The organism is Williamsia sp. Leaf354 (assembly GCF_001424365.1).
Classification (GTDB): Bacteria; Actinomycetota; Actinomycetes; order Mycobacteriales; family Mycobacteriaceae; genus Williamsia_A.
In genome coordinates this window covers 792,549-811,097 of record NZ_LMPL01000001.1, presented here as the reverse complement: position 1 = coordinate 811,097, position 18,549 = coordinate 792,549, and the positions used below count along the sequence as shown (strand labels likewise).

At 68.2% G+C, this 18,549-nt stretch carries 19 protein-coding genes; 10 read left to right on the top strand and 9 right to left on the bottom strand.

All coding sequences use genetic code 11. The features are described 5' to 3' along the window. Positions 1-22 precede the first annotated feature (22 nt). Entirely contained in the window at positions 23-661 is a 639-nt protein-coding gene (locus ASG12_RS03885) for a VOC family protein (RefSeq protein WP_055785401.1), read from the top strand. Further along, positions 658-2,499: an FAD-dependent monooxygenase gene (locus ASG12_RS03880; RefSeq protein WP_055785398.1), complete on the top strand. Its 1,842-nt coding sequence runs from the start codon at positions 658-660 to the stop codon at positions 2,497-2,499. The genes ASG12_RS03885 and ASG12_RS03880 overlap by 4 nt, the downstream gene beginning before the upstream one ends. On the opposite strand, the gene ASG12_RS21095 is transcribed toward ASG12_RS03880, so the two are convergent. Both ASG12_RS21095 and ASG12_RS21090 read right to left on the bottom strand, forming a co-directional pair. Then, positions 2,408-3,184: an ABC transporter permease gene (locus tag ASG12_RS21095; protein WP_200932724.1), complete on the bottom strand. Its 777-nt coding sequence runs from the start codon at positions 3,182-3,184 to the stop codon at positions 2,408-2,410. The genes ASG12_RS03880 and ASG12_RS21095 overlap by 92 nt on opposite strands. 3 nt (positions 3,185-3,187) lie before the next feature. Continuing rightward, a complete protein-coding gene (locus tag ASG12_RS21090; protein ID WP_082501614.1) occupies positions 3,188-3,421 on the bottom strand; it encodes a hypothetical protein in 234 nt (77 codons plus the stop codon). A gap of 275 nt (positions 3,422-3,696) precedes the next feature. Between ASG12_RS21090 and ASG12_RS03870 the strand changes: the two genes are divergently transcribed. The 3 genes from ASG12_RS03870 to ASG12_RS03860 are packed head-to-tail and all read left to right on the top strand — an operon-like array spanning position 3,697 to position 6,765. Further along, entirely contained in the window at positions 3,697-4,527 is an 831-nt protein-coding gene (locus ASG12_RS03870; RefSeq protein ID WP_055785391.1) for a COG4705 family protein, read from the top strand. A gap of 11 nt (positions 4,528-4,538) precedes the next feature. After that, on the top strand, positions 4,539-5,318 hold the full coding sequence (locus tag ASG12_RS03865; protein ID WP_055787589.1) for a COG4705 family protein: 780 nt from the start codon (positions 4,539-4,541) through the stop codon (positions 5,316-5,318). A gap of 46 nt (positions 5,319-5,364) precedes the next feature. Then, positions 5,365-6,765, top strand: coding sequence for a sensor histidine kinase (locus tag ASG12_RS03860; RefSeq protein ID WP_235455992.1), 1,401 nt, complete (start codon positions 5,365-5,367; stop codon positions 6,763-6,765). A 21-nt stretch (positions 6,766-6,786) separates the two neighbouring features. Here ASG12_RS03860 and ASG12_RS03855 read toward each other — a convergent pair whose 3' ends face one another. The 3 genes from ASG12_RS03855 to ASG12_RS03845 form a co-directional block, all read right to left on the bottom strand. After that, positions 6,787-7,455 carry a response regulator transcription factor gene (locus ASG12_RS03855; RefSeq protein ID WP_055785389.1) on the bottom strand — a complete coding sequence of 223 codons (669 nt, stop codon included), beginning with the start codon at positions 7,453-7,455 and terminating at the stop codon, positions 6,787-6,789. A 52-nt stretch (positions 7,456-7,507) separates the two neighbouring features. Next, complete coding sequence (locus ASG12_RS03850; RefSeq protein ID WP_055785386.1) at positions 7,508-8,344, bottom strand: undecaprenyl-diphosphate phosphatase; 837 nt, start codon at positions 8,342-8,344, stop codon at positions 7,508-7,510. Positions 8,345-8,441: 97 nt separating this feature from the next. Further along, positions 8,442-9,764 (bottom strand): serine/threonine-protein kinase, encoded by a 1,323-nt coding sequence (locus ASG12_RS03845; protein ID WP_055785382.1) that lies wholly within the window; start codon positions 9,762-9,764, stop codon positions 8,442-8,444. Between the two features lie 124 nt (positions 9,765-9,888). Between ASG12_RS03845 and ASG12_RS03840 the strand changes: the two genes are divergently transcribed. Beyond that, entirely contained in the window at positions 9,889-11,151 is a 1,263-nt protein-coding gene (locus ASG12_RS03840; RefSeq protein WP_055785379.1) for an EAL domain-containing protein, read from the top strand. Between the two features lie 28 nt (positions 11,152-11,179). Here the strand turns inward: ASG12_RS03840 and ASG12_RS03835 are convergent, their stop codons facing one another. Beyond that, positions 11,180-11,593, bottom strand: coding sequence for a hypothetical protein (locus ASG12_RS03835; RefSeq protein WP_055785376.1), 414 nt, complete (start codon positions 11,591-11,593; stop codon positions 11,180-11,182). A 137-nt stretch (positions 11,594-11,730) separates the two neighbouring features. Between ASG12_RS03835 and ASG12_RS03830 the strand changes: the two genes are divergently transcribed. Further along, positions 11,731-13,299 carry a hypothetical protein gene (locus ASG12_RS03830; RefSeq protein WP_055785374.1) on the top strand — a complete coding sequence of 523 codons (1,569 nt, stop codon included), beginning with the start codon at positions 11,731-11,733 and terminating at the stop codon, positions 13,297-13,299. Here the strand turns inward: ASG12_RS03830 and ASG12_RS03825 are convergent. Both ASG12_RS03825 and ASG12_RS03820 read right to left on the bottom strand, forming a co-directional pair. Further along, entirely contained in the window at positions 13,248-14,246 is a 999-nt protein-coding gene (locus ASG12_RS03825) for a hypothetical protein (RefSeq protein WP_055785372.1), read from the bottom strand. The genes ASG12_RS03830 and ASG12_RS03825 overlap by 52 nt on opposite strands. After that, entirely contained in the window at positions 14,227-14,655 is a 429-nt protein-coding gene (locus ASG12_RS03820) for a winged helix-turn-helix transcriptional regulator (protein WP_055785369.1), read from the bottom strand. The genes ASG12_RS03825 and ASG12_RS03820 overlap by 20 nt, the downstream gene beginning before the upstream one ends. Before the next feature lie 101 nt (positions 14,656-14,756). On the opposite strand from ASG12_RS03820, the gene ASG12_RS03815 reads away from it, so the two are divergent. The 3 genes from ASG12_RS03815 (at position 14,757) to ASG12_RS03805 (ending at position 17,316) form a co-directional block, all read left to right on the top strand. Further along, positions 14,757-15,194: a hypothetical protein gene (locus ASG12_RS03815; protein ID WP_055785365.1), complete on the top strand. Its 438-nt coding sequence runs from the start codon at positions 14,757-14,759 to the stop codon at positions 15,192-15,194. Between the two features lie 113 nt (positions 15,195-15,307). Beyond that, positions 15,308-16,240, top strand: a complete 933-nt coding sequence (locus tag ASG12_RS03810) for a hypothetical protein (protein ID WP_055785362.1) — start codon at positions 15,308-15,310, stop codon at positions 16,238-16,240. 2 nt (positions 16,241-16,242) lie between these two features. Next, positions 16,243-17,316, top strand: a complete 1,074-nt coding sequence (locus tag ASG12_RS03805; protein WP_055785359.1) for a ferredoxin--NADP reductase — start codon at positions 16,243-16,245, stop codon at positions 17,314-17,316. 12 nt (positions 17,317-17,328) lie between these two features. On the opposite strand, the gene ASG12_RS03800 is transcribed toward ASG12_RS03805, so the two are convergent. Continuing rightward, positions 17,329-18,471 carry a GGDEF domain-containing protein gene (locus ASG12_RS03800; protein WP_055785357.1) on the bottom strand — a complete coding sequence of 381 codons (1,143 nt, stop codon included), beginning with the start codon at positions 18,469-18,471 and terminating at the stop codon, positions 17,329-17,331. Between the last annotated feature and the right edge of the window lie 78 nt (positions 18,472-18,549).

The window sequence follows — 18,549 nt, the reverse complement described above, 5'->3', positions numbered from 1 at the left end:
GGGAACACGAGGGAACACGACCATGACCACGCCGAGCCCGATGCCAGCACCGGTGGACACACCCCTCGCCCCGAACCTGTTGGCGCACTTCGTCGTCAAAACAGCACGACCGGCGGAGATGATCGCCTGGTATTCGACGGTGCTCGGCGCACACGTCGTCCACGAGGACCGCCAGATCGCGTTCCTCACCTGGGACGACGAAAGTCACCGGTTGGCGCTGGTGAAGATCCCCTCGCTGGTGCGGTATCTGTTCCCGTTGGCCAGGCTGAAGCGCAAGGTCTACGGCGTCGACCACCTGGCGTTCACCTATCACTCCCTCGAGCCATTGCTGCTGAACTACGAGCGGCTCGCCGCGCAGGGCGTCGTCCCGGTGTGGTCGATCAACCACGGACCGACCACATCCCTCTACTACGAGGACCCCGACGGCATCCGCCTGGAGTTCCAGACCGAGAACTTCGCGACGCCGGAGGAGACCGCGGCGTTCTTCTCGAGCCCTGAGTTCGAGGCCAATCCCATCGGCGTCACCATCGACCCGTCGTATCTGCTCGAGCGACTGCGCGACGGCGCGCCGATCGACTCGCTGCTGCGACGCGACGCCGGGGTGCGGCCCGGCACCACACCACGGGTGAACCGGCGCGCCATCACCTTCCGGACGCTGTGACCTCGGGTGAATCGGTGCCGGTGGTGATCGCCGGCGCCGGATCCACCGGCGCCACAGCAGCTCTCCTGCTCGCACGCCGCGGGACCCCGTCCATCGTCGTCGACCGCCGCCGTTCCGAGCTCACCCACCCCGCCGCACACGTGATCCACGGTCGATCGCTGGAGATCTGGCGCGAGGCGAGCCCCGCTCTGGCCGAACAGATCGCGGACATGGCGCCGCCCATCGAGTCCGTGAACCTCATCCGCTGGTGTTCTCGGCTCGACGCGATGCCACTCGGGGAGATCGATCTGGCGTCGCGGCCGGAACAGTTGGCACGCGTGCGATCACACAGCGATTTCCTCATCTCCCACATCGGGCAACACCAGCTGATGCCGATCCTGTGGGCTGCGCTCGACCGCGAACCCCTGATCGATTTTCGCAGGGGTACGAGTGTCGGATCGATTCGCCAGCAGCCCGGTTCGGCGACCGTGGTCACGAGTCGCGGTGAGAGCATCACCGCGGAGGTCGTGATCGGTGCCGACGGCGCGAACAGCGGGATCAGGGAGTCCGCGGGCATCCACATGCGCGGCCCCGTGTTGGCCAAGATGGGGAGTGCCTTCTTCCGGTCACCGAATCTCTACCCCGCCGAGGCACGGCCGCTGCTGAGTTGGATCTACCAACCACGCTTCGCCGGAGTGTTGATCGCTCACGCCGATGACCACTACGTCCTGATGAACACCTACCTCCACGCCGACCAGGCGGTGTCATCGGATCAGCAGAAGTACTGGGCGACAACGCTCCCCGAGGTACTCGGATCCGATGTCGACGTCGACATCGTCTCCACCGGGACGTGGACGATGACCTCGCAGACCGCCGACGTCTTCCGGAGCGACCGGCTCATCCTCGCCGGTGATGCCGCCCACCGCTTCCCCCACACCGGTGGCTACGGCCTGAACAGTGGAGTCCAGGACGCCCACAACATCGCCTGGAAGATCGACGCCGTCCTCCGCGGCCTGGCCGGTGACGATCTGCTGAACACCTATGAGCAGGAACGCCGCCCGGTCATCGACCTGTTCGCACGCCACAGCGTCGCCAACCACTTCCACCTCGATTCCGCCACCCGCCACTTCGGGGTCACCAACCGCGCACTGGCGCGAGCCACCGCAGTGATGTCCCGCAGGCCGCTGAACCTGATCCCGGGCCGTGTCGCGGCACCGCTGGCCGATGGGATCACCCGCGCAGGACTGGCGCGCACCGCGATTCTCGACGGCACCGGGTGGCGGGCCGGCCGCGCTCGCGACCTCACGGCGAGCAACATCCCGGGCCAGCTCGCCCATTTCGTGTCGACGGGTCTGGAGTACGGGTACCGGTACGACGGCCCGCTCATCGCCTCCGAGACTCCTGGCGGCGACACGTCGCCCCGAGACGTCGTCGAGTACGTCCCGACGACCACGCCCGGTGGCCGGCTGCCGCACGCCGTCGTCTCCACCCCCGACGGCCCGCGGTCGACGCTGCAGATGGTCGACACGACGCCGACCTGTCTCACCGTGTTCACCTTCGCCCCCGTGGAGTGGTGCCGAGCCCTCGACACTGCCTCCGAAGCGTTGGCGCCCTTGACCACTCGTGTCGTCGACCTGGGCGAGGTCACCTCCCCGTCACCGGCGGTCGAGCTCTTCGAGGTGGGCACCGCGGGCGCCGTGGTGGTCAGGGCCGACGGCCACATCGTGTGGAGGGGCGCAGGGAACGCCGAGGGCGCAGCGCCGCGCCTCATCGAAGTCGTGGGCCGAACGTGGCACGCGTACTTCGTGCCTCAGGACGAAGACTCGAGCGATTCCCACCCACGATCGACGCCAGGGTGACCGCCGTGATCGATTGTGCGCAGATCAATCCGGTGAGAACGGCGAGTTGGAAGCGGGCGGCCTGTTCGGCACCGGCTCCGGCCAGAATCGCCCCGACGAATGCTCCAGGAAGGGTGACGAGTCCGACCGTCCGGGTCTGATCCAACCCGGGAACGAGTGCCTCGAACACCGCGGTTCGGCACAGGTCGATGAGGGCCTGCCGACGGGTGGCACCGATCGACAACCACGCCTCGACCTCGTTGTCACGGGCCGCGATCGCGGTGAGCAGGTTCCGGCCGGTGAGGGTGGCAGCGGTCATGCATCCGCCGATGATGATGCCGGACACCGCGATCAGATCCTTCGGATCCCCGTCGAGGATCGGGACGCCGACGATCACTCCGACGGCGACCGTCGCGCCGCACCCGCACGCCACGAGCGTTGCCGGCACCGCATGTCGGAAGGTCCGCAGCCTCCGGGCTGCGGTGACGACGGCGACGGTGAACATGATCGCGACGACCACGGTGGCCAGGCTCCAGTTGGTGATCGCCCCGCGCAGGACGAGAGCGACCACGGCGAGCTGCAGCACCGCGCGCAGAGCGGCTCGGACCGCGGGCCCGCGCTGGCGAACCCCGTACCAGCTCAGGACGGCCACCGCGATGGCGACGAGCACGGTCCCACCGACGGCCAACCGAATCCAGTGCTCCACCGATCAACCCCCGCGGTGGGACGGTCGGGGACTCGATGGCAACGGGAAGCGCCGTCGGATGGCCTCGATCTGTCGCCGTACGTCGTAGAGCTCTCGGCGACGACGCTGCGCCTCGCGCTGCGCACCTTTCAGCAGATCCAGCTTCGCGATCTGGCAGACGAGGGTGTCGGCGGCCAGCTCGAGTTCCCGCACGAAGTACGCCGCCTGGAGGGCATCGCGGTTCGTGGTCTCCGTCATCGCCACCTCCCGAACGTCGACTCGCACGCGAAACCACCACTGTGGACGAGATCGGCTGAGAGGTCGCTGAGATCTCATGTCGACGCGGTGTCGACGGGTCGGTGACGCATGCTCACCCAGGTGCGGTGCCGCCGATCCCCGGGTACGCCGCTCGCACGGTTCACCGTGCTCTCAGGTGCGTACAGCGTCGTCACAGGATCGCACCGTCACAGTGGGGTCCACGCCGGAGGCGCTCTTCCCGGCGACACGCCACCACCTGGACGAAAGGCCCAGCCATGCATCAGCGACCGGTCGCACCGCCACCATCCCGCATTGCGAATCAGGCGCTGAGCAAGGTCCCCGAGGTCACGATCTTCTTCTGGGTGATCAAGATCCTGGCGACCACGGTCGGCGAGACGGCCGCCGACTACCTCAACATGACGTTGGGGTTCGGACTGACGAACACCACCATCGTCACCGTCGCAGTCCTCGGCGTCAGCCTCGCAGGTCAATTCGCGGTCCGCCGTTACATCCCGGTCCTCTACTGGTGGATCGTCGTCGTCATCAGCGTCACCGGCACGCTCATCACCGACAATCTGACCGACAACCTCGGCGTCCCGTTGATCGCGACCACGATCGCCTTCGCCGCCGTCCTCATCGCGGTCTTCACCGCCTGGTACGTGGTCGAGGGGACGCTGTCGATCCACTCCATCCGGACGCCACGACGTGAAGCGTTCTACTGGCTCGCCATCCTGTTCACCTTCGCGCTGGGCACCGCCGCCGGCGACCTCATCGCCGAGAAGTTCGCGCTCGGCTACACGTGGTCGCTCGTGTTGTTCGCGGCGGTGATCGGAGCGATCACGTTGAGCCACTGCGGTGTACGGCTCAACGCCGTCATCGCGTTCTGGGCCGCCTACATCATCACCCGGCCTCTGGGGGCGTCGTTGGGTGACCTGCTGACCCAACCCGCCGATGCCGGCGGCCTCGGACTGGGCACCACGGGGGTCAACATCGCCTTCTTCGTCGTCATCATCGCTCTCGTCGCCTACCTCACGGCCACGAAGGTCGACCGACGCGAACAGCGGGATTCGTCGACCGGCACGATCCGCGAGGCGGCGACATCGTGACCCGCCGCGCGATGACGAGATCGACGCCCGAGACGGACGGCCGTGGCGTCGAACCCGGCCGTCTTCGCGTTCCCGAGATCACCGCACTGTTCTGGGCCATCAAGATCCTGACGACCGGCATGGGCGAGACCCTGTCGGACTTCCTCGGGACCCATGGCAGCGACATCCTCAACGCCGCAGCCATCCTCCTGGTGTTCGGCGCCGTGTTCGCGGTCCAGTTCCGCGTACGTCGCTACATCCCGGCCGTCTACTGGGCCTGCGTCGCCATGGTGAGCGTCCTGGGCACCGTGGTCGCCGACGTCGCTCACGCCGTCGTCGGGATCCCCTACATCGCCACCAGCGTCGTCTTCGCCGTGGCCGTCGCGGTGATCCTGGCGCTCTGGCATCGCAGCACCGGTTCGCTGGACGTGCACACCATCACCGCACGCGCTCCCGAGTTGTATTACTGGGCAACGGTCATGGCCACCTTCGCGCTCGGAACCGCGCTCGGTGACCTCGCCGCCAGTTCGCTGCATCTCGGCTACCTCGCCAGCACCATTCTCTTCGCGGTGGTCATCGTGATCCCACTGATCGCCTGGCGACGCGGCGCCGGCCCCGTCCTGACGTTCTGGGCCGCGTACGTGGTGACCCGGCCACTCGGCGCTTCGGCGGCCGACTGGCTGGCCGATCCGACGTCGAAGAGCGGTCTGGGTTGGGGCACAGGACCCGTCACGGCAGCGTGGCTCGCTGCGATCGTCGTTCTCGTGGCGATCGTTGCCGTCGGTCAGCGGCAGGGGGTACGGGCGAGCTGACGTGAGGGATGCACGCGACGTGGCTGGATCCGCCTATCCTGCAGCGATGAGCTCGCGCATGCGGTCCGCTCTGCGCGGAGTGGGCCACCAGCTGGCGGGAGTGCGCGTCCGCCTGACGGTACTGGCCACCGTTCTCCTGGCGGTCGCCCTCGCCTGCGCGGCCGCGATCATGCTGTCGGTACTGCACAATTCGCTGCTCAACTCCGCCGACGCGGCGACATCGGCGAGAGCCACCCAGATCGCGACGACGGTGCGCGCGGACTCGTCGAGGGGTATCGACGCCGATACCGTGGCGCCGTCGAGGGATCTCGACATCATCCAGGTGATCGACGCGTCCGGGCGCGTACGCGCCTCCAGCCCCTCGGGCCGCGGTGGTCGGGTGGCCGACCCGGTCTCGGTCGGCGCGCACGAGACCATCGACGGCGCGCAGATCGATGGCCGAGGCGATGAATTCCGGACCACGGTCGTCGGGGTCGACTCGCCGGCGGGACCGTTGACCATCGCCGTCGGTGCCGCCGAAGGACCCATCAACGACGTCGTGATCACCGTGGCGATCCTGTTCTGCGCGGTGTTCCCGATCATCCTGTTGGTGTTGGCCTTCGCCTCATACCTTTTCGTCGGCCGCGTGCTCCGCCCCGTCGAGGGCATCCGCGCCCAGGTCGCGGAGATGTCGAGCAAGGATCTGAGCGCCCGGGTACCCGAGTCGGGGGCCGGCGACGAGATCTCGACACTCGCGAGAACCATGAACGCGATGCTCGACCGCCTCCAGCTCGCGCGCGAACAGCAACTGCGGTTCGTCGGCGATGCGTCCCACGAACTGCGCAGCCCACTGATGAGCATTTACGGTCTGCTCGATCTCGCCCGCACCACCGGCCGACCACTCGATCTCGCGACGATCGACTCGATCATGCTGCCCGAGGTGTCACGGCTGCAGGCGATGGTCGACGATCTGCTGCTCCTCGCCAAGGCCGACGAACGGGGGATCCCCCTCGTCATGGGAGATGTGGATCTCGACGACATAGTGGCCGAGGCGGCACATCGCACCGACACCCTCAGCCCCATCACCATTCGTGCCCGGGTGACACCGATCCGGGTCAGCGGTGACCGCGAGAAGCTCTCGCGTGCAGTACGTAACGTTGTCGACAACGCTGTGCGCCATGCGCATTCGGCGGTGACCATGACGATGTCGACGAGCGGGGACGGCATGGGACAGATCGTCGTGAGCGACGACGGTCCCGGGATCCCGGCCGCAGAGCGGGAGCGGATCTTCGACCGGTTCGTGCGTCTCGACCCAGACCGCGAGCGTTCGGCCGGAGGGTCCGGCCTTGGCCTCGCCATCGTGAGCGAGATCGTGCGCGCGCATGCGGGGACGGTGCGCGCAGGCGAGGCGCCCGGCGGGGGTGCCGCGATCACCATCAGCGTCCCGACGAGCGCATCGGCGGAGTGAGAGTCGCCGTCGACCCCCGACTCACTCGTCGAGCCGGTACCCGACACCGCGGATCGTCTGCAGGCTGGTGACACCGAACGGTCGGTCGACACGTCTACGCAGATAGCCGATGTAGACCTCGACGATGTTCTCGTCGCCTTCGTAGTTCACGTCCCACACGCCCTGCAGGATCTCGTTCTTGGTCAGAACCTGCCCCTTGTGTCGCATCAAGAACTCGAGGAGGCCGAATTCGCGTGGCGTCAGGGTGATCTCGACGTCCCCACGCTGGACGCGGTGCGCGGAGGGGTCCAGCGACAGCGATCCGGCGGTCAACGTGACAGGGCGCTCGGGAGCGCCGCGGCGGACGAGCGCGCGCGCACGCGCGATGAGGACAGCGACCGAGAAGGGTTTGATCAGATAGTCATCGGCCCCGAACTCGAAGGCGTCCACCTGATCGTGGTCGCCGTCTTTCGCGGTCAACATCAACACCGGTGTCCAGACGGAGCGTTGCCGCAACGTCCGGACCACCTCGTACCCGTTGAGCCTCGGCATCATGATGTCGAGAACGATGACCTCGTAGGTGGTGGTCGAGGCGAGGTGGAGTCCGTCCTCGCCGTTGTGCGCCAGCTCGACGACCCAGCCCTCGGCCACCAGGGTGCGCCGCAACGTCTCAGCGCCGTTCCGATCGTCCTCGACCACCAGGACCCGCATCATCGACCTCCGCTCGCGATGGCCTGAACCGCGCTCCGGCGCCGGACACCCGTCATGTCGCAGTCAACACCCCGGACCCGAGAAGTGCGATCAGGACCAGGCCCAGCGCCACGCGGTAGCCGACGAAATAGGTGATCGGGTGTCGCCCCACAAAACGCAGGAGCCAGGCGATGCTGGCGTAGGCGACGACGAGGCTCACGAGCGTGGCCACCGCGGTCGCCACCCAGCCCACCCCGTGGGAGATGTCCTTGGCCGACGTCGCGGCCTCGTAGCCGCCCGCGGCCAGCAGCGCGGGAATGGACAGATAGAACGACAGGCGGGTCGCGGCCACACGATCGAGCCCCCGGAACAGTCCCGCCGAGATCGTGGCGCCCGACCGCGACACACCCGGGATGAGTGCCACGCACTGCAGCACTCCGACGACCACACCGTCGATGACCGTCACATCGCGACCCGTCCGTCGCTGCGTCGCGACACGCTCGGCCAGATACATCACGACGCTCCAGACGATCAACGCCGCGGCGACCACCCACAGACTGCGCAGCGGACCCGAGACGACGTCTTTGGCGAGGAACCCCACGATCCCGATCGGGATCGATCCGATGATCACCGTCCACGCCATCCTGTAGTCGGGGTTGTTGCGCTCGGATGCCGACCGCAGACCCCGCACCCAGGCGACGATCAGGCCGATGATGTCGGAGAAGAAGTAGATGATCACCGCCGCGATCGCCCCGACCTGGATGATCGCGGTGAACGCCGTCACCGACGCGTCGTCGATCCGCAACCCCATCAGCTTCTCGGCGATGGTCAGGTGACCCGTCGACGAGACCGGCAGGAACTCCGTGAGTCCCTCCACGATCCCTAGCACGATGGCCTGGATGATGTTCACTCCGACGTCTCCTCCGACTCGACCGCGAAGGACGAACCTGCCCACGCGTCAGAAGGAGACCACAGCGCCGCTGAAGAATCGCTGAGAGACGACATGGCTACTTCTTGTCGTTCTTCTCTTTCCCGTTGCCGTTCCCGTTCCCATTGCTGTTCCCGTTCCCGTTACCGGTCCCGTTTCCGTTACCGGTCCCGTTTCCGTTGCCGTTGCCGTTGCCGTTGCCACCGGGCGGCGCCGCGGGCACGACCGCGGTGGTCGGGGTCGTCGGATCGGCGTTGGTCGGCGGCGGCGTGACGACCGTGGACGTCGCGACCGCGGTCGATGACGGCGCGGCCCCGCGCGACACCGGCGCGGCGGAGGAGAGGGCCGGTGAGGGTTGCACGCCGGTCGGCGCAGAGTCCGGGCCCGACGCGATCCACAGGACCGCCCCGATCCCCACGGCCACCACCGCGACTCCCATGGCCCATGACCACCACGGGAGTCGAGCGGCCGTGCGGGCCGGCACCTGCGCCCCGGCGAACACCGGCTCGGGCTGCGCGGCGGTGAACACCGCCGTGGGTGCGGGCGCCCCGTGCTCGATGTCGCGCAGGCGGGCGGCCACCGACACCGCGGTGGGTCGATCGGAAGGTGCACGCGCGGTCATGTCCGTCAGGAGCGACGCCCACGCCGGCCCGAACTCGCCCGGCACGGCAGGATCGCGGTGTAACCGCGCCATCGCCGACGCGACCGCGGTCCCCTCGAACACCATTCGCCCGGTGAGACATTCGATGAGCAGCAGCCCGAGTGCGTAGACATCACCGGGCGGTCCCGTCGCGCTGCTGCCGGTCGCCTGCTCGGGACTCATGTAGTGCACGGTCCCGACCGTGGTCCCGTGCTCGGTGAGGTGCTCGGCGTCGATCACGCGGGAGATACCGAAATCGGCGAGTTTCGACGACTGCTCGCGGCCGCCGACGGGTGGCCTCGGCATCAAGATGTTGGCAGGCTTGATGTCCCGGTGCACCACCCCCGCGGCGTGGATGTACGCCAGGGCGTCGGCCAGCTCCCGACCGATCTGCGCGACGGCCGCCGACGGCAGCGCGCGATCCCCCCGATGGGTACCGAGCGTCGGACCGTCGACGAGTTCCATGATCAGGTACGGGACGTCGACGCCGTCGAGGTCCTGCGTGGTCCCGGCATCGAAGAGGCTGATCAGGCCCGGATGCGACAGCGACGCCAGCGTGCGCATCTCGGCCTCGACACGGCGTCGATCGTCCACCGAACGGGGGTGGACGCGGAAGAGCTTGACGGCGACCGGACGGCCGAGGAGTTCGTCGGTGGCGCCGTACACGTCGGCCATGGCACCTCGCCCGAGCGCGCGGCCGAGACGATAGCGTCCGGCGATCACCCGCGCGTCGGTCGGCACACCGCCCGCCCCTGTCGTCATCGATGCTCCTACCGCGAGACGCTGCCTGTCGGTGGAGCCTATCGCCGCCGACTCGCGACCCTGGCCGCGCATGTTGGCACAATGCTCTGGGGTGGAGGACCGGGGACCGAGGAAGGATCCACGCGTGCGCCCATCGACCGATGCGGCCGAGCCGTCACCGATGACGGTCGACATCGAGACCGTCTATCAGCCCGTTGTCGACGTCGAGACCCGTGCGGTGGTCGGATTCGAGGCCCTCACCCGCGCGCCGTCCGGTGTCTGGTCGTCTGCGGGTGCGCTGTTCCACGCCGCGGAACGGCAGAACCTGACCGTGGAGTTCGACTGGCGGTGTCGTGTCACCTCGCTGCGCGGCGCGCTCGCCGGCGGCTTCCCGACCGGCCTGACCCTGTTCCTCAACGCCGAACCGTCGGCGCTCGACGCCACGCCTCCGGCAGACGCCCATCCGGTGCTCACGGCCGCGCGCGGGCTGTCGGTGACGGTGGAGATCACCGAGCGACACCTCATGCGCGATCCGGCCGGACTGCTGCGGGCCGTCGAACATGCGCGGCGTCTGGGATGGCGGATCGCGCTCGACGACGTGGGAGCCGACTCCTCGAGTCTCGCGATGCTCGAGCTGCTGCGACCCGACGTCATCAAACTCGACATGAGCCTGGTCCAGGATCGCCTCGCGCCCGATGCCGCCGCGACCATCGTCACCGCGGTCCGGACCGAGGCCGATCGGACCGGGGCGGCCATCGTCGCCGAGGGGATCGAGAACGAGCGCCACGAGCAGCGCGCGATCGATCTCGGCGCCCACCACGGGCAGGGCTATCTCTACGGTCGCCCGAGTCCACTGCCCACCTTCGGTCCGTCGGATCACCTCGTCGGAGGGATTGATCAGGCGACAGCGCCCGCGGTGACCGTGCGCGACCCGGCCGCGGTCACACCCTGGGGGGTGTGTCGATCTGTCGCGGGGCGCCACCGCATCGACGAGAACGACCTCGCAGCATCGGAGGATCGGCTGCTCACGCGTGCGGCGCAGCTCGGTCCGACCGCGATGGTCTTCGTCACGATCCCGTCGTCGGGCGATGTCTCGCCCGATCGCCACGCCCTGCTGCGCGACGTCGCGTCGCGTACGGCGTTGACCGCCGTCTTCCACACCACACGCGTCGGCGACGACACCGGCTGCCGCGCCGTGGTCGTCGAACCGGAGGAGCCGTTGGCGCGTGAACGATCCATCGTCGTGGTGTCTCCGACGTTCACCGCGTCGTCGGTCGCGCTCGAGGCCGGTCAGGAGGCCGACGGCTCACGACGGTACGAACGAGTGCTCACCGAGGCTCGCGAGATCGCACTCGGCGCGGCGACGCTGTTGGCTCGTCGGATACCCGCGCACGATCCCGTCGGATGAGCGTCGTTCGTCGTCGAACGTGTCGGGCTCAGTCGGCCCCGGGCGCGAGAAACGCCGCGGGCGGACGGTACGGCTCGACGTAGTTCGTCGCCGGTGACGCTCCCGTGCCGGGATAGGCGCGGCGGTACCGAGAACGCTTGACGCGTGCGATGTGCTCCTGCAGGGTGCGATCACCACGGGCCATGGCGCGGGAGCGGATCGAATAGATCGTCAGACCGTAGAGGACGACCCAGACGACGAGTGCGGCGATGCCGGCGACGGTGAGGCCGGTGGCGACACCCGCCAGACCCAGTGCGAACGCCGCGGATCCGAACATGAACGCCGCCCATCCGACCTGGCCCCAGATCGCTGCGCGTCGTAGGCGTGCGCGGCGTTGGCGTGCCGCACTCATCGGCGGCGCGTGACGCAGGTGGGGCGACGAGAAACTCATGGTGACGGCCATGGCGCGAACCTCCTACGGTGTGATCTGGGCCACATCGTCACGTCAGAATACCGCCGTGCGCTGCTGAACTACCTGTTCAGAACCTGAGAATCTGAACGGATTCTCTCAGCCGACAAACGAGGGGCGATGATGGGCGCATGCCCGACTGGACATACGTACCGCTGGAACCGATCGCGTCGACGGTGATCGGTGAGCGCCGGACCCGGCGGTACGCCCTGGCGCTTCTCGCGGTGCTCGTCCGCCTGGGCGGTCGCCACTGGATCCCGATCGTGTTCGCGCATCCCGAGGTGCCGGACGCGTGGCGTGGCCGGTTCGGCGCCACGGTCCCGGTCTCGGTCGCACGAGACGCGATCACCTGCCTACCGGTCCAGGGCGCGACGGTGATCCACGTCCACGCTGTGACAGCGGGCGATGTCGACTCCCTTCAGGCCGCGACCGCGGGTCGGCGGTGCCGAGTGGTCGCCATCTGCGATACGGCGTCGACCGCTGCCGCCGTCGCACAATTCGTCGACAACACCCGAGTCGGCGCCGACCGCGACACTCTCGTCCTGCGCGCCCCCGACGTCGACGACGCGACAGCTGCACTCACGCAGGCGAACTCGGTCGTGTTGGCCGATCCGGAGCTGTTGGTCGCCTCGGGACCCGGATGGTTCCATCGCGTGATCGAGGCGCACGAGGCCATCGCGCGGGCCGACGAGCCCGCACCCCTCCGATGGCCGACGCGTCGCGAGGCGACCGACGTCCGCGGGTGGCCGGCGTGGATCTGGGCCATGCTCGCCGGCGTGGGTCTCGTCGTCGGCGGTCTCGGTGCGGCGGCGATCACGCTCGGACCGGTCCTTCTCGGGTACGACCGCGACTACCTCGGCCTGTCGGTCTCGGGGCTGAACGAGGTGGACACCCATCTCGTCGGATTCCTCCAGCACGACCGGATCACCATGGCCGGCAACATGGTCGGCCTCGGCACGCTGTACTGCGGCCTCGCGTGGGGTGGGCTCCGGCATGGCCGCCGGTGGGCACGCAACGCACTGGCGGTGTCGGGGGTCGTCGCGTTCGGGACGTGGCTCTATTTTCTCGCGACCGGGTTCGTGGAGCCGCTGCACACCCTGGTGGTCGTCGCGCTCGCGCCGCTGCTCGTCGTGGCGGTGTGGCGCGCGCCGGCACTGCCCGTTCGACCTCGCGTGTCCGATGGTCCCGCTCGCGAACGCGCTGCCGCACTGTGGGGCCAGCTGATGATGATCGGCGTCGGTGGCGGGCTCGTTGTGGCCGGCACGGTCATCTCGACCGTCGGCCTCACCGCGGTGTTCGTGCCGACCGACCTCGGCTACCTCGAGACCAGCGCCGAGGCGCTCCGTGACGCGAACCAGAACCTGCTGCCGTTCATCGCCCACGACCGCGCGGGTTTCGGTGGGGCGCTGGTCGGATCGGGTCTGGCCGTACTGCTGATCTCGTTGTGGGGGTGGCGACGTGGCGAACGATGGGTGTGGTGGTCGCTGCTCCTCGGATGCCTCTTCGGCACCGCGCCCGCACTGGCCGTCCACCTCGACATCGGATACACGACGCTGAGTCATCTGCTCCCGCTGTACGTCCTCGTCGTCGTGGTTGCTGTGGCGCTGTGGATCTCACGCCCATTCCTCACGGCGCGGTCGGGGACATCTCATCGGTCGCCACGCAGCAGCGCGGTGACCTCCCCCGACGCCGTGCGATAGCCGAGGCCGTGGTCCACCGCCACGCGACGGCAACCGTCGGTCTCGACCGACAGCGTCGCGCCGCCGGATCCGTCCGGGCGATACAGGGGCATCACGGCGACCTCGGTGGCGTCGGTGTCGCACGCGGGTGCACTCGGGGCCGAGATGGACTCGCGCACGACACGACTGGCGGCGGCCGCCGTCAGGCGTCGCGACACCGCCCCGGACATCTGCAGATCGCCCGTCGACGACCGCGACGTCCGGTAGGTACAGACCGTCGCCCCCGCGACCGCCCGCGTCGGGAACCGCAGCGCGCCTTCGGGAACCATGTCCGAGTCGCGGTCACGATTCGTCCGCGCGAACCCCGCCGAGCCGCCGCGGCAGATCGCCGCGGGGAGAACTCCGAGATCGCGGACCGGGGTACGTCCGATCTCCTTCAGCGCTTCCCACGCGGCGAGTGGCTCGTCCCGGTAGCCGCACACGACGCGGGGCCACGCCACGCGGATCGCACCGGCGTCCGACACCAGCCAGGTGGCGACGGGCGCCGCGATGCCGAACGCACAACTGACCGAGGTGTTGCGGTCGGTACGTTCCGACGGGCGGTCGATGGCACTCACGAATGCATCGACGTCGCCGCCGAGTTCCACTGCGTCGATCACCGTGGTGCCACCGGGACCATCCGAGGTCTGGCAGCTGACCACGGTCGTCGCCCGGAAGCCGTGGGGCACCGACCCCTCGCCCACGCTCTCACCGGTCGTACCGCCCTCCACTCCGAACCCGCCGACGATGTCGGGGGCAGTGCAGGACGCCTCGGACGAGATCGGCGCAACGGGGAGCCGATACGACTCGGTCCCGTCCGAGAACAGCTCGCATCCGGCAACGGATGTCACCACCGCGGCCGTCGCCACCGTCATCACCACCGCACGAACCGTCAGCACGGCGGCGACGTCATCCGCGCGCCCCGGCATCAGCGGGCTCGTCCGCCGTTTCGGCGTCGTCGGCACTGCGCGACGACAGAGGCACGATCATCTGTTCGGCATAGCTCTTGCCCCACTCGTTGAGAGCTTCGACGAAGGGCGCCAACGCCTTTCCCTGCTCGGTGAGCGAATAGACCACCTTGGGCGGTACCTCGGGGAACACGGCGCGTTCGACGATCCCGTCGGATTCCAGTTCCCGCAGCTGCCGGGTGAGGACCCTCGGGGTGACGGGACCCACCGCGCGCCCGAGCGCCCCGTATCGCATCGGGGCGTCGAGCAGATGCTTGACGATGGTCATCTTCCGGGCCCCGCCGAGCACCGCCACGCTGACCTCCACCGGGCAGACCTCGTATGCGCGCCGCACCGGCTCGCGCAGCGTCGGATGGTCCTCGTGTGTCATGTCGCGGCTCCCACGGCAACGTCCTTGCGGGGACAGTGCCGTCCATATGGACGAAATTGTGCGTACTACCGCATCAGATCCTACTGCTCTAGACAGAACCCATGACCGCAACGGACAGACACGACCGCGTCGAGCAGTGCGCTCGAGGAGGCGACGGACCCGACGACGGCGGCTTCGGACGCATCACGTCGCGCCTTTACGACGCCGCGCTGAACACCGTCACGGTGGTGGCGACCATCGTCACCGCGGCCGGTGCCCGCGGGGCCGGCCCGGGCGCGATGGTGGCGCTCCTCTGCTCGGCAGGGATCCTCACGATCGCCCACCTCGGCCTGCAGTTCCAGGCCGCGGTCGCCGTCCTCCGCGACGGAGCCGTCGCCGTCGCCGTCCTGGCCGCGTGCGTCGTCACCACATCGCTCGTGGCCCTCTACCTCCTCGCCACCGGGACCTCGGGCGGGCTCGAGGTACTGGCCGTCACCGCCGGGTGCTCGATCGTGCACGGATGGTGCCTCGCCCCCTCCGATCGCCACCGGCGCCATTGACAACTGTGACAATCTCTGGTGACACTATTGAGGCACACTCGCTCAGCGGCCACCCCGACGGTTCGACGGCCGCGCTGCTTCGCGCTCCGCGCGTTTCGAACAGGAGACATCAGATGACTGCACCGACCACGTTCGACTTCGACGCGATGCTGGCCAAGATCAAGGACAAGCAGTGGTCGCTGGCCGACATCGACTGGGATGCAACCGGCGCCGAGTTGATCGACCCCGAACTGCACGCTCGACTCAAGCCGTTCATGTCCGACCTCATGTGGATCGAGAACGTCGGCGCTCGCGGTTTCGCCGCGATGGCGAAGAAGGCCCCGACCGACACCCTGCGCGAGATCTACACGTACTTCCACGCCGAAGAACAGAAGCACGCGAACGCCGAACTCGCGCTCATGCGTCGGTGGGGGATGCTCGACGGCGACGAGATGCCGGAGCCGAACGTCAACGTCAAGCTGATCATCGACTGGCTCGACAAGCATGCCGACGGGCTGAGCCTGAGCGTGTTGGGCACCGTGATCCCGATGCTCGAGGTCGCCCTCGACGGCGCGCTGGTCAAATTCATCATGGACGAGATCCATGACCCCATCTGCCAGGAGGCGTTCAAGCACATCAACGCCGACGAATCACGCCATCTTGCCGTCGATTTCGCGGTGATCGAACTGCTCGGCAACTCGACCATGCGCAAACTCCTCGTCGACACCGTCGGCGCGTGGATGAACCCGTCCCTCATCATCGGGACCCTGCGCTACATCCCGCTGCTGAACAAGATGCGCGACAACATCGTCACCATGGGTGTCGACGAGGAACGGCTCTACAGCGCGATGAAGCGTTTCAAGAAAGTCGGGCAGCGTAACCCCGCGGCACTGCGAGTTCCCATGTACCGCTTCATCCAGTGGCACGGCGACATGGTGATCGACCGCAGCCACCCCTACCACCTTCTCGCCGACCGCCTGGTGAAGATCACCAAGCACTATCCGACGCGCACGCTCAACTCGAGCCCCACCTGGTCGAAGGAACTCACCTACGAGCCGACCGCCTGACGATGGGCTCCCCCGAGGACGCGCCCTCGTACACGTCCGGGCGGTTGCAGCTCCGGGTCCGCGAGGTGATCCGTGAGACCGCCGACGCCGCATCGGTGGTGTTCGAGTCGCCACACGACGGATTCACCTACCGCCCAGGTCAGTTCATCACCGTCGGTGCGCGACTCCCGGAGGGGCTGGCACCGCGGTGCTACTCCCTGTCAACCGCACCCGATCACGATCCCCACCCGGCCATCACCGTGAAACGGGTCGCCGGCGGGCAGGTGTCGAACTGGTTGATCGACAACGTGACCCCGGGCATGAGTGTCGACATCATTCCTCCGACCGGAGGATTCACCCCGCGCGAATGGACCCACGATTTTGTGGTCGTTGCCGCGGGCAGTGGCATCACGCCGGCGATGTCGATCATCAAGACGGCCTTGATGACACACGACAACGCCGTCACGTTGATCTACGCCAACCGCGATCCGGAGTCGGTGATCTTCGCCGACACCATCGCGACCCTGCAGCAGACCTACCCCGACAGACTCGTGGTGCAGCACTGGCTGGAGTCCGAACGCGGGCTGCCGACCGCAGCGGGGATCGGGGCGCTGATCGCCGGGATCGACGACGACGCGGCGGCGTTTCTGTGCGGCCCGACGCCGTTCATGGATGTCGCGCACGAGGCGCTCGAGGCCGCCGGCGCGCCCGCCGCGCGCATCCATCGCGAACTGTTCTATTCGTTGACCACGAACCCGTTCTCGGCTGCTGCGACGACCACGCCCGCGGCGCCGGCGTCGCCGGGACAGCCGGTGGAGACCGGAGCGCGGGCCACCGTCGAGATCGAGGGCGACACCCACGAGGTGGCGTGGCCACGCGATGCGCTCCTGCTCGACGTCCTGCTGGACAACGGGATCGAGGCGCCGTACGTGTGTCGCGAGGGGAACTGCGGTGGATGCGAGTTCATCCTCACCGAGGGCGAGGTGGAGATGAGGGTCAACGACACCCTCGACGACGTCGACCTACGCCGTGGTGCCCGTCTGGCGTGCCAGGCGACACCGGTCACCGACGTCGTCGGCATCTCCTACGACCGCTGAGCCGAGGCCGGGTCAGCGACCGGAGTCCTGCACCGCGGTCACCGCATCGCCACCACTGCGCTTGGTCGAGTACAGAACGGCGTCGGCGCGGGCCAACATCTCGTAGATCTCGTGATCGGGTGGCGGCCAGGTCGAAGGCTCTGTCGTGTGGACGCCGATGCTCATCGTGACCGGCTCCGAACGCGTTGCGTCGGCCATCGATGCGCGGACTCGATGCGCCAGAGCTCGCGCCGACTCGGAGTCGACATGCAGGATCGCGACGAACTCGTCGCCGCCGATACGGGCGATGGCATCGGCGTGACCATCGCAGACCGAGGTGAGTGCCTGGGCCACAGCGATCAGCAGTGCGTCGCCGTGGCCATGACCGTTCACGTCGTTGATCGTCTTGAACTTGTCGATGTCGGCCATGAGGACGCTGACAGGGCCGCCGGCCGGGAATCGAGTGATCGAGTGGGACACCGCCTCGTCGAACCCGCGCCGGTTCAGCAGACCGGTCAGCGGATCGGTGAACGAGTTGCGGGCGTCGTTGCGCAGGAAGGTCAGCGCGATCTGACCCGCGATCAGTCCGGCATTGCACACCGCGAGTTGCGCGACGACGATGACCACGCCGGTCACTGTGTCGAGGTCGGTGACGGCAAGTGCGTAGATGCCGGTCCCGATGATCGCCGCGGTCACCCACGTGCAGTGTGCGACGAGGACGGCAGGGCTGTGGATGAAGATCAGATAGATGCCCGGCAGCACGAAGAGGGACATCAGCGCGAGGGACGCCGTCGACGACGGGGCCGCTCCCGCCAAGGCGAGAACCGCCACCTCGGTGACGGCCAGGAACGCCAGCGACACCCTCTCCGAGGGCCAGGGACGGTCCGACCACCACCACAAGGCGCAGAAGGCGAATGTCACCGCCGCCATCCCGGCGCACACGGTGACGGCTGCTCCCGGACGACCGGAGGCGATGAGAGCGATGCCCATGGCGGCGAGCATCGCGTACCCGGAGGCCACCAGGATCCGGTCCACACGTAACCACGCACGCGACTCCGCGAACGCGTACACCCACTCGTATTCGAACGGCTGCTCCCACCACCACCGCAGGAGCTCGATCGTGGACCTGTCGCGGATGAGCGCCGCTCCGGGACCCCGGGGATGCGGAGGCGGCACCAGGAGCCACCGCCTCTCGTCGTCGTGGTCGTCGACCGACCTGTCGTGATCGAGGTTAGGACATGTCCTGCCCGACCT